The sequence below is a fragment of the Paenibacillus ihuae genome, assembly GCF_001368795.1.
GTDB classification, from domain to species: Bacteria; Bacillota; Bacilli; order Paenibacillales; family Paenibacillaceae; genus Paenibacillus_AQ; species Paenibacillus_AQ ihuae.
On the sequence record NZ_LN831203.1, the window covers coordinates 187,980 to 199,317 of the forward strand.

Annotated in this window: 10 protein-coding genes; all 10 read right to left on the minus strand. The window is 47.4% G+C overall.

Annotated features, from left to right (window positions below; translation table 11 throughout):
- Positions 1–86: 86 nt before the first annotated feature.
- On the minus strand, positions 87–1,001 hold the full coding sequence (locus tag AQR02_RS27655; protein ID WP_054943552.1) for a hypothetical protein: 915 nt from the start codon (positions 999–1,001) through the stop codon (positions 87–89).
- Positions 994–1,353: a MazG nucleotide pyrophosphohydrolase domain-containing protein gene (locus tag AQR02_RS27660; RefSeq protein ID WP_054943553.1), complete on the minus strand. Its 360-nt coding sequence runs from the start codon at positions 1,351–1,353 to the stop codon at positions 994–996. The genes AQR02_RS27655 and AQR02_RS27660 overlap by 8 nt, the downstream gene beginning before the upstream one ends.
- 17 nt (positions 1,354–1,370) lie before the next feature.
- On the minus strand, positions 1,371–1,832 hold the full coding sequence (locus AQR02_RS27665; RefSeq protein WP_148449227.1) for a hypothetical protein: 462 nt from the start codon (positions 1,830–1,832) through the stop codon (positions 1,371–1,373).
- Between the two features lie 861 nt (positions 1,833–2,693).
- Positions 2,694–4,526: a glutamine--fructose-6-phosphate transaminase (isomerizing) gene (glmS, locus tag AQR02_RS27670; protein WP_054943555.1), complete on the minus strand. Its 1,833-nt coding sequence runs from the start codon at positions 4,524–4,526 to the stop codon at positions 2,694–2,696.
- Positions 4,527–5,169: 643 nt separating this feature from the next.
- The gene (gene glmM / locus AQR02_RS27675; protein ID WP_054943556.1) at positions 5,170–6,510 is read right to left on the minus strand and encodes a phosphoglucosamine mutase; all 1,341 of its coding nucleotides are present in this window, start codon (positions 6,508–6,510) and stop codon (positions 5,170–5,172) included.
- A 169-nt stretch (positions 6,511–6,679) separates the two neighbouring features.
- Positions 6,680–8,125: a CdaR family protein gene (locus AQR02_RS27680; RefSeq protein WP_054943557.1), complete on the minus strand. Its 1,446-nt coding sequence runs from the start codon at positions 8,123–8,125 to the stop codon at positions 6,680–6,682.
- Positions 8,118–8,948 carry a diadenylate cyclase CdaA gene (cdaA, locus tag AQR02_RS27685; RefSeq protein WP_054943558.1) on the minus strand — a complete coding sequence of 277 codons (831 nt, stop codon included), beginning with the start codon at positions 8,946–8,948 and terminating at the stop codon, positions 8,118–8,120. The genes AQR02_RS27680 and cdaA overlap by 8 nt, the downstream gene beginning before the upstream one ends.
- A 207-nt stretch (positions 8,949–9,155) precedes the next feature.
- Positions 9,156–9,770, minus strand: coding sequence for a zf-HC2 domain-containing protein (locus AQR02_RS27690; protein WP_054943559.1), 615 nt, complete (start codon positions 9,768–9,770; stop codon positions 9,156–9,158).
- A 121-nt stretch (positions 9,771–9,891) separates the two neighbouring features.
- Positions 9,892–10,458 carry an RNA polymerase sigma factor SigW gene (sigW, locus tag AQR02_RS27695; RefSeq protein WP_054943560.1) on the minus strand — a complete coding sequence of 189 codons (567 nt, stop codon included), beginning with the start codon at positions 10,456–10,458 and terminating at the stop codon, positions 9,892–9,894.
- Between the two features lie 690 nt (positions 10,459–11,148).
- Positions 11,149–11,338, minus strand: a 190-nt coding sequence (locus AQR02_RS34990; protein ID WP_245237772.1) for a phosphoenolpyruvate carboxylase, incomplete at its 5' end; no start/stop codon positions are given.

The following is an 11,338-nucleotide window of genomic DNA, read 5'->3' on the forward strand; positions in this document are numbered from 1 at the left end:
AGAATGCAGAAAGGCAAATAAATTCTTTGCATAAATAATACTGCCAGAGTTATATGACAGATCGGCCGAAGGCACGATAGCTATCTTCATAATCCCATCCCTTCATGAAAATGATCACGTACTTTCATCGCGCACACCGGATCGAAAATATCCGCACTTAGATAACGCAACTTGAAGTTTCGGAGCAAATGCTTGATTAAAACAGTTTCTGCGGCTAACAGGCTCATACGTTCCGAAAATCCGGCATCCCGGTGGTAATCGACTAGGTCCTCCTTCAAATCATAATTTCCCGCTGCCGCTGCAAAATAAGTCATAAAAGACAAAGCCGTTCTGTTATCCAGCGGGGAGCAAGCGAATTGCCCTTCTCGGTTGCAATCGATAACATAAATCGCATGAATTGTTCCATTAGCCGGTTCCCGATGCTCAGGCAAAATATAGCTCTCACGTCCAGCGGAATCTCTTATCCGTCTCCAGCTAGGAATGGCCCATGCTTCATGATCTTTTACCATGACATGCGTATTTCCGGCAAAATAATAACCTGTTTGCTCCAAATACGAGGCAAGTGTTGTTTTACCGCTTTTCCCCCTCCCCAGAAGCAGGATGGCCTTCCCCTTTTTCAACAGCATGGAGGCTTTCAGGTGCAATGCGCCATGCCTCAAGGCCATACAGGTAAAGATCTGCTTCAGTGCGTAAGACCATACGATTTTCTCATAAGCCTGCTGCGACTCGCTTCCAAGTGTAATGCTCAACGAATCGCGATCTAGCCGCATTCTTCCCGAAACACCGTGATGGTGCCCGAGATATATTCCTCTTTCAAGCATTTCTTGGCGGTAAAACTCCGTTTCCGGCGGCAGTTCCCTGTGCAGATAAAGTTGATATCGGCTCTCGGCAAACGTTCTGGTGTATGAGGCTTGTCCAAGCACACGCTCAGCCAGATAGGCGGGATTAGGGGAATGAACAACCAGCTTTCCGAATGGCATGCCGATTTCCCTACTATGCATTATTCAAATCCGCCTCTGAACCATCCGATTGAAGTCCCGGTTCTTGAGCGGCATATTTCAAGCAACCGTATTGCCGGAGTTGCCGGTTCACTTCCTTTGTAAACGTTCGCTCTAATGCTTCGGATATTTGAATATCCAATATGTTTCCAAGGCATAAAATCCAGGCCAGGAGATCTCCGAGTTCCCCCGTGATGTCCTCCTTCGATTTCCCCTTGCGAACCGCCGCTACCACCTCGCCCATTTCCTCCACCATCCATATGATGGATTTATTTAAATCGTAACGGCCGTATAGAGTTAACGAGGTTCTCTGGATGATGTCCAGTTTTGCCGCAACTTGTGCAATGTTGTCCATGTAGTGTCCGGTCCTCCTCAAGACAGCAGCTTAATGTCTAGCAAATTGTTCAAAGACTGGATCTGCTCAGCGCTTTGATTGTTGATTTCTGACAGCAATATTGCGCAAACGTTTGCATAAACAGGCTGATGAATTCTGAAATACTGTGTAAAATACGAATGCAGAGCTTCAAAGATATCTCGTTGCGTATCTAAAAGCTTGGATTCCAAAATATACTCTCTGCCCCAACTGTTTATTCTAAGCTGTTTGACTCTGTCATCTCTGATTTTGAATTTCTTCGCTGCGGTAAACCGGTAAACAAGCTTAGCTTCATCTACTGCAATGAAAGCGTATTTCAGTAATCCCGGCTCAAAAATTCTTCCCAAGGCCTCTCCCATCAAATGGCCTATGGAGTCATCATCCAGAATATAAAAATGGTATTGGGCCTTTCCTTCCTGCTTCAATACCAAATCTACCGTATAGAGAGCAAGCAAAATCACTTCACCGGGATCTGCCCGGTACGTTCCCATACGAAATTCCGGAATCCTGCTCCGATTCAGCCTGTAGCGTTCGATCGGATTAAGAGCATCCCATTCGATATTGTCCGCCAATGGCACTTTATCCCCCTTATCATCATAATAATCCTCTTACGGCAAAAATGGACTCCAATGAAAGCCCTGCCATTTACTGAAATAAGAATGCCCTTAAAGAAATAAAATCCAAATATTTGGAAATAAATTAATTACATTCAAATTAAAGTAATATACTGGAATCTATTTTTCACAATATTAATACCTTAGTTCCTTTGTGTCAATAAAAATAATGGCAGATAAAAGGTCTGGGAAAACAATTAAGGGAAAACCTGAGGGGAAATGCCTGAGGGAAAATGCCTGAGTAAAGAGCGAGAAAAAAGCCGAGCGAAATCAGGTGTGGATACCTGAAATTCGTCGGCTCGTAAGCAAACTTTAAGTCGTCAGCGGCAAACTTTAAGTGCGGAGTGGAAACTTAAATAGATGGGGACAATAGCTTTCTCCAATTCCTTGTCCCCTCCTTCTTTAGATATTTACTTTGCAGCTTTTCTTTTCTTCCGCCCCGCTTAGACAAACTCGCTACCTCCTGAAAGTTCCTCTGTACCCCGATAATAGCCCCAAAAATGACTAATGGCTCCGCCCCCTAATACAAAGGGCGAAGCCATTAGATATAAATTTTTTTGCTGTGATCTAGATGCTCTTAATTGCATTTTAATCAAGAGTGGCTGCCAATAAACACTCTGACACCAACTCTATTGTAAAGGCACTGACTTTGTTGTAAAGGAACCAACTATAATGTCACCATACACCAATCTTTACTACTATTAACCCTTATTCCACCGTTACACTCTTCGCCAGGTTACGTGGTTTATCCACATCGTGGCCCAGGGCCAGCGAAGCGTAGTAAGCCAGCAATTGGGTAACGACTACCGATAACGCGGAAGTCAAGAGTGGCAGTGTCTTAGGAATAACGAACGCCTGATCGACGGATCTCAGCAGGTCGGTTACATGCTCTTCGTGAGTGATCGCCAGTACGTCTGCGCCGCGGGCCTTCACTTCCTTGATGTTGCTGACGGTTTTCTCCAGAACGGATTCCTGGGTTGCCAGGGCAATAACCGGTACGCCTTCTTCGATCAGCGCCAGTGTTCCGTGCTTCAGTTCACCTGCAGCATAGGCTTCAGAGTGAATGTAGGAGATTTCTTTCAGCTTCAGCGAGCCCTCTTGAGCTACTGCGTAGTCTACGCCGCGGCCGATGAAGAACAGGTGCTTGTGCGCGGAGATTTGCTCCGCATAAGTTTTGATGGCGTCCTTCTGTGCCAGAACTTCTTCTACCTGCTCAGGCAGTTTGTTCATGGCTGCAAGAATCTCAGCGACTTGCTCATCGGTTTGCGTTCCGCGTACTTCAGCCATATACAGACCAAGCAATGTAAACGCAATAATCTGCGAAGTATAGGCTTTGGTGGAAGCTACAGCGATTTCCGGTCCAGCCAGGGTAACCAGCACATCATTAGCTTCACGTGCGATGGAGCTGCCCACCACGTTGGTGATTGCCAGTACATGCGCACCATTAGCTTGACCTTCACGCAGTGCAGCCAGTGTATCTGCAGTCTCACCGGATTGGCTCACTACGATAACCAGTGTTTCCGGTGTTACGATCGGAGCACGGTAACGGTATTCCGAAGCGATATCGTTCTCTACCGGAATACGAACCAGGGACTCGATCAGGTTGCGTCCTACAAGACCAGCGTTGTATGCAGTACCGCAGGCAACGATCTGGATGTTGCGGATATTCTTGATTTGTTCTTCAGTCAGATTGAGTTCTGGCAGAATCACTTTAGTGCCTTCAGCATTGATGCGTCCGCGCATAGTATCACGGTAAGCCTTAGGCTGCTCGTGGATTTCTTTCAGCATGAAATGCTCGTAGCCGCCTTTTTCTGCGGTAACAGCATCCCAATCGACAGTAATCATTTCCCGAGAAATAAAGTTGCCTTGGATCGTCATGAGTTCGACAGCATCCCGTGTCAATACAGCCATTTCGCCGTCGTTCAAAATAAATACGTTGCGGGTGTATTCCAGCAGAGCAGGAATATCCGACCCGATAAAGTTTTCGCCTTCGCCAAGACCGATAATCAGCGGGCTGGCTTGACGCACAGCTACCAGTTTATCCGGCTCATATTCAGTCAGAACACCCAGTGCGAACGCTCCGCGCATGAAAGTGATCGCTTTTTGCACAGCTTTAACGATATCTCCTTCATATTCACGGGCGATCAGATGGGAAATAACCTCTGTATCTGTTTCGGAAGAGAAATGGCATCCGCCGGCAATCAGCTCTTCTTTGAGGTCCAGGTAGTTTTCGACAATCCCGTTGTGCACGACCGAGAACTTCTGGCTTTCATCCGTGTGCGGGTGGGAGTTCTCGTCGGAAGGTTTACCGTGAGTCGCCCAACGGGTGTGCCCGATTCCAGCACTTCCTGTCAGCGGAGTGGCTTCAAGTCTTGACTCCAGGTTAGCCATACGGCCCTGTGCCTTAACAACCTGCAGGCCTTCCTTCGTGAATACGGCAATACCTGCCGAATCATACCCGCGATACTCCAGCTTCTTCAAACCCTCTACCAAGATTCCCTGCGAATTCTGATTACCAATATATCCTACAATACCACACATTATATTTTCCTCCGTCCAATTTATCGTAATGTGGGCGGCATAAGGAAAGAAACGTGCCGTGCGGCATGTTTAGAGAATAAGCAAATATTCTGTTGTCTTGAGACACTCAACAAAATAAACCTGTCACCTGCATAGGTAGTTCATGACATGCACAGTCTTCTCCTCTGCCGCAGCAGAAACATCTGTTTCTTCCGTTTAGCGCATACCCATGAGTTAATTCAATTCTTCCTGCACCCACAAAAGCGTTGTGTGAAAGGTCGCCCTCTCATTTTCCGCTTCCATTTACGGCTCTGGTGCATCACCGGGAGGTCCCCGCCGAACATTTCGAACACCTCCACCTCGTCAGCTTACATCTGCCGTGATCCGTTCAAGCCTTGCCCCTAAAGCTGGCAGTTCCGGCTGTCCCTTCTCCCCCGCGCAAGATCAAGCTCTGGCGCTTGTTATTGCTGTAACCTTACTATCCCCGCTTTCCTTCTGGAATGACACCTAATCATTATATGCACCTCACATCACTTTTGGCAATGCAATAATGCTTGAAACCTTTGGAATTTGCAGAAAAATCTCACAAAATAGCCATACAGCCGGCAGTTAAAGAGCTTATCTCTATCCACCGGCTCTGCTGGCCCATCATATTATACGTATATTAAACCAATTCACGCTGAACGACATCCACAATTCGTCCGACATACAGATCCAGCTCAGACTTATCCGGACCTTCCGCCATAACACGAATCAGCGGTTCTGTTCCCGAAGGACGTACCAGCACGCGGCCATTGTCGCCGAGTTTACCTTCTACTTCTTGGATCGCCGCCTCAATGGCCGGATTGTTCGGGTAGTTGGTCTTATCCTGTACCCGCACATTCACGAGCACCTGCGGATATTTAGTCATCATTGACTTCAGCACGCTCAGCTTCTTCCCTGAAGCCTTCATCGTATCAACCAGCTGGATTGCAGTCAGAATACCATCACCGGTTGTATTGTAATCAAGGAAAATTACATGACCGGATTGCTCTCCGCCTAGGTTATAGCCGCCACGGCGCATTTCTTCCATTACATAACGGTCACCGACAGCCGTTTTAGCTGTATTCAGTGACAGTTTTTCTGTTGCTTTATAGAAGCCGATGTTGCTCATGACCGTAGAAACAATTGTTGCATCTTTCAGCTTGCCTGCACGGTTCATAGCATCTCCGCAGATGCAGAGGATAAAGTCACCGTCGATCTCATCGCCCGTTTCATCAATAGCGATCAAACGGTCAGCATCGCCGTCAAAAGCAAGTCCCAAGTCCGCGCCATGACGCAGCACTTCTTCACGGAGCTTCTCCGGATGGGTCGAACCGTAGCCGTCATTAATGTTGAGGCCGTCCGGCTCTGCTCCAATAGAGATGACTTCAGCACCAAGCTCTTTGAACAACCGCGGGGCCAGCTCATGAGCCGCTCCGTGCGCGCAGTCCAGTACAACCTTAATGCCTTCAAAACGATTGGAAATCGTTGTCTTGAGGTATTCCAGATACAGGTACTTGGCGTCGTTGTCCACGGTAAGCATACCGAGACCCGCGCCTACAGGACGGGGGAGCTCATCCTTCTCTGCGTCCATCAGTTCTTCAATCCGCAGTTCCGTTTCATCCGTCAGCTTAAATCCGTCTCCGCCGAAAAACTTGATTCCGTTGTCCTCCACCGGATTGTGTGAAGCGGATATCATTACACCCGCATCAGCCTTCAACAATCTGGTAATATATGCCACAGCGGGTGTACTTACAACACCTATACGGATAACATGGGCACCAATAGACAGTAATCCGGCTACAAGTGCTGATTCCAGCAGCGGACCGGAAATCCGTGTATCCATACCGATAACCACTTTTGGCTTCTCTACATTCCCTGCCAGTACATAACCACCGCAGCGGCCAATACTATAAGCCATTTCTGCTGTCAATTCCTGGTTTGCGACTCCGCGCACACCGTCAGTTCCAAAATACTTACCCATCTTTTTTCTCCTTTAAATACGCTACATTGTAGAATGTGAACTTAAGAATGTTATGTATAAAGCTCCATTCTTAAGTTCATCTTATATAGCTTAATGAATTATTGTATGAAAGAATCCTGATTCTGTGTAACTATACTACTGTAAAATAGACGTGTTCCCGTATAAAAAGTTACGTTCCGCCGGTACTCGCTGCATTATTGGCATTTCCGCTGCCGGCAGGAGTACTGCTGTTCTCGGAAATGCCTGCTGTAGGGGCTGGGGTCGCGGTAGCTGCACCTCCGCTATTGGAAGGCTCAGTATCCGCCTCCTCCCCGGAGACAGGCTCAGAGCTCGGCTCAGGGGTGGGGACACTCCCTGTATTGGGATTATCAGTTGTCCCCGGTGTGGCTGGCGCTTGCAGATCTATAGTAACTATATGCGGCTGTGAAGAATTGACGAGTGATATAAACCGCGGCATCGAGATTTGCAGAGATACCTGATGAACACCAGCGGCCAGTCCTCCAACATCCGCAACAACACTAATATTATCCTGATCGAGCTGATCCAGCAGTGTCGGCGCCCCGGATAAAGTCAGCGTAACAGCTTTGGCAACGGGATCCGTTACGACCGCTGTCAGGCCGCTGCCCACACCCTCCAGCTTGATCGGAATATTCTCCATTGTCCGCTCAGCAATTTGGGCAACAGAGACAGTGACACTTACCGCCGCGGGTTCGATTTTTGCGGTTCCCTCCGGCGGTTTAAGCTCCAGCTTTATCTGCTCTGTACCGGCCGATTTAATGGAGCTCAAATCTAGCGACGCCTCATAAGAGGATAATCCGGCCAGCGCCTCCTCGTTTCCATATGCCGTTACCGTATCCACCTCAGGAGTGACCCGCGACAGTACGAGCGAACCTGGCAACTGGCCGGTGAAGCTTACATCCAGGGGCAAGCTTTTAAACGGAAGTGTAACCGGCAGCTCTACAGACACGGTTGAAGGCTCAATAACGGCGTTCTTTATTTCATTGCCGCTGCTATCGTAAGCCGCCAGCTTCACTTTTTTCTCTGTAATGTTTGCACTATCCCCATCGAGTTCAAGGGTACCCTGAACCTTCGACACATTACCCAGTTCACTGGCCGGAAGCGTTACTTCTACCTCGGCAGGATCAATAACCGCTGTCCCTAGCTGGTAGCCTTCTGCAGGCGTACCGTTGGTAACAAGGGTAACCGGAAAAGACTTGGTATTCCGCAGTTCCACATGCACATTTACCTCTGACGGTATCATTTCGACCAGCGATACTCCGCTGGGAAGATCGTAATTCAGCGGAAGCGTAGTATCCCCGGGTCCGACATCACTTAAATCAACCATAACGTTGTAGGCATCCGATAGTTTGAAATTAAGATCGGAGTTTTTCCCCCGGACCTCCATCCTTACACTATCCGCATCAAAGGTGTATACATACATCTCGTTATCAATGCCAACCTGTTCTATTTTGACATTCTCAATGATCTTGGACTGGGTGCTGACTGTGGTCTGATTCGTTGGCGCGGTATCCACATGCACAATTGTCCATAAAATAATGCCGAAGACAAGAGCAAGAATCTTGTTGAAGTTGTTATTCTTCATCCACTTATCCATTGTTTTTGCCCCCTCTCCGTTTCCAGAAAGCAGAGCTCTTCTCCTTCAGCGGGGAAGATGCGCTCAGTTCCTGATGGAGCTTGGAGATGAGCGATTCTTCCTTAATATCCCGCACAATTTGTCCGTTAATCGCCAGAGAAATCTGTCCGGTCTCTTCGGATACCACAACAGACACAGAATCCGCCACTTCACTGATCCCGATGGCTGCGCGGTGGCGTGTCCCCAGCTCTTTGCTGATGAATGGATTCTCCGACAACGGCAGATAACAGGCAGCGGCAGCAATTTGGCCATCTTGCATAATCAGCGCACCGTCATGCAGCGGCGTATTGGGAATAAAGATGTTGATCAGCAGCTCCGAACTTACGACAGAACGCATAGCAATGCCTGATTCGGTATATTCGTTAAGACCCGTGGCTCTTTCAAAAACAATTAATGCCCCAATTTTTCGCTGTGCTAAATAATTAAGGGCTTTAATAACCTCACCGATTAGTCTGCTGATCTCCTCATCATTCTCTGAAGCCCGCCCAAAAAACTTACCCCGACCAAGCTGCTCGAGCCCCCTGCGCAGTTCCGGCTGAAAGATGATAAAGATTGCAAATATCCCGAAGGTGAAAATCTGGTTCATGAGCCATTTCAGGGTATACAGATCCAGGATAGTGCTCAGCGCCCAAATGATGACCAGCACCAGTATCCCCTTAAGCAGCTGAACTGCCCGTGTACCGCGGACCATGTTCAGGACTTTGTAGATAATATAGCTGACGATCAGAATATCAATTATATCTTTAATGGATTCTTTCCATGTTAAGTCGGTAAAATAACTCATTGCCTAAAACCCCCGTCATTTCATATTAGCTGGGTTTATGTAAATTGTCTGTAAGATCTGTATCATATCTAGGTTATAACGTTCACGCTCAGGTTGCAAGTTTAGCTGCCTGGAGATTTCTGATAATGGAATTTCCAGGCAACAAAAAAGCGCCATCTTTCCGGAAAAAGAGGCGCAAATAATATTTCTGCATAAAGGGCCATGGTATTAACGGTAGGCAACTTCAGAGAACATGTTCGTCACTTTATACCAGAGCCAACTTACCGCTTGGTCTATGCTTTTGACTTGCCCGGAAATATGAGCTGTTGATGCCTTATAGAGAGTCCCGTCAATTACCGTTACATTACCGTTAACTTCACCGTACACCTGGGTTTTACCGTTTTCCACTGTAAGATCTCCGGATATTGTTTTGCCGGAGGGTACGATCACCGTATCCCCTTGAATTACGACCTGGTCGAGGTCAACGCCTCTGACGACAAGCTGCCCATCCTGGTTCCAAAAAGTAACAGAGCTCATAAGCATCACAAGAATAAATAGGGACGCCGCCGTAAGGGCAGGATATCTTTTGATCCAGGTGATAAAGGCTCTCTCCTTCTTGGGTTTCGGTAATGAGTTCATAATCCGGCCTACAAGATCCTCTGAAGCCACAGGACTCTGGTGCATCAGGGAGAACATCAGCATATCGGTTTGTTCCAGTTCTTTGAACTTTGCACGGCAATCCGGACAGGATAGAAGATGCTCCTTCAATTCCCTCTGCTGCAGTTCGGGCAAGTCGTCATCCAAGTAATCATGCATCATAGAGACGGCCAGTTTGCATTCCATAGGAGCCAATCCTTTCATGAGTGCTATTTAATTATTTCAAGACAAAGGGGCAGGGCGCATAAGACTTGCTTAACTTACATACGGTGCTCCCGAAAATACGTTTCAAAAAAAACATCATTTTTTACAATTTAGGTCCTAATTTTTTACGTAAAAATTCACGTCCACGATGTACACGGGTCTTAATTGTCGTTACCGGCATGTCCAGCACATCGCTGATCTCCTGTAGCGACAAATCCTGCAAATAGCGCAAAATCATTACAGACCGGTATTTCACGGGCAAACTATCAATAGCCTCGTAGATCAGCCCCTGCGTCTCTGAGAGCAGCAGTTCGGTCTCAGGGGTCACATTGTCACTCGGAATCATCGAATAGCCGTCAATGCCTTCCTGATCGTTCATTTCAGCATCGAGCGAATAGGTCGGCTTCCGCTTACGCAGCCTGTCTATACATAGATTCGTTCCAATCCTATAAATCCAGGTTGAAAATTTCTGTTTATCATCATAACGGTCTAAATTTCGGTATACACGCAAAAAAGTTTCCTGAACAATATCCTCCGCTTCGTGCCGGTTGTTCAGCATCCGGTAAGCCAGATGATATATCTTGTCTTTATATAGTTCCACAAGCTCGGCAAATGCCCTTTGGTCGCCTTTCAAGGCGAGCTTTGTCAATCTGCCTTCCAAATTCTCCACCTGTTAACTCCCCCAGACTTGCCGCCCTTGGTATTCCATCTCTTGAATGTCCACGGTACAAGCATTTAAATCGTAATTCAAGTTTCAGTAAAAATCAAGGATTGTCTTGTTACCTTCTAGGGAATTTGGGCAAAAGCATTTACACTTCAAGTCCGCCGATTATTCGCTTGCTCCGGGAAAGATTTGGACTTCCGGCCGCTGTTATGCTCAGATTCCTTAATTTTAACCGCTGTCTGCGGTAGGAATCCGACCATAAAGGCGGACGCTATCGCTCCGTAAGTATCCAAACTTTCTCTCCGCCGCTCTATCACCGGAAGTTCATATACTTTTTACTTACCCAAAGTTCCCTCCCGGTAACAATGGAGGGGCAGAAGACTCGAAAGCCGCGTGAGTACAGCGGCTTCAATAGATAAGCCCAGCAAGCCCTGCGGCTTCTTCGGCAGGGCTACTACATAACCCTCCGCCCGACTCGGTAGAAGATGCCTGAGGGGGATGTAACTGGTTGAAGCAGTTCTACCTTATTTGTTTTCTAATGTAACTTCTGCGGACAATGTCATTACAATAGATAAGTGCCGGTTTAAATCTGATTTCAGATTTAAACCGGCACTTATGTTGGGTATAGAGCGTTCTTTATTTTCAGGCTGCGAATGATTCAGAGCCTATTCCTCTAGACTGTAAAAATTCCGGGCATCAGCCCGTATTCCGGAGACCGGCGGCAATACCGTTGATCGTAAGCAGTACCTCACGCAGCAGTTCAGCGTCATCACCCTCAACTTCACGCAGGGCTCTGAGCTCCGATAACAGCTGCACCTGAAGGTAGCTGAGCGGATCAACGTAAGGGTTGCGCAGACGGATGGATTCCTGAATAACCGGAACGTTA

Excerpts from the sequence above, each read along its gene's own strand:
- AQR02_RS27690 (WP_054943559.1), bottom strand. The coding sequence starts at position 9,770 with ATGGAATGCAAACTGGCCGTCTCTATGATGCATGATTACTTGGATGAC.
- glmM (WP_054943556.1), bottom strand. The coding sequence starts at position 6,510 with ATGGGTAAGTATTTTGGAACTGACGGTGTGCGCGGAGTCGCAAACCAG.
- AQR02_RS27660 (WP_054943553.1), bottom strand. The coding sequence starts at position 1,353 with ATGGACAACATTGCACAAGTTGCGGCAAAACTGGACATCATCCAGAGA.
- AQR02_RS27680 (WP_054943557.1), bottom strand. The coding sequence starts at position 8,125 with ATGGATAAGTGGATGAAGAATAACAACTTCAACAAGATTCTTGCTCTT.
- cdaA (WP_054943558.1), bottom strand. The coding sequence starts at position 8,948 with ATGAGTTATTTTACCGACTTAACATGGAAAGAATCCATTAAAGATATA.
- glmS (WP_054943555.1), bottom strand. The coding sequence starts at position 4,526 with ATGTGTGGTATTGTAGGATATATTGGTAATCAGAATTCGCAGGGAATC.
- AQR02_RS27655 (WP_054943552.1), bottom strand. The coding sequence starts at position 1,001 with ATGCATAGTAGGGAAATCGGCATGCCATTCGGAAAGCTGGTTGTTCAT.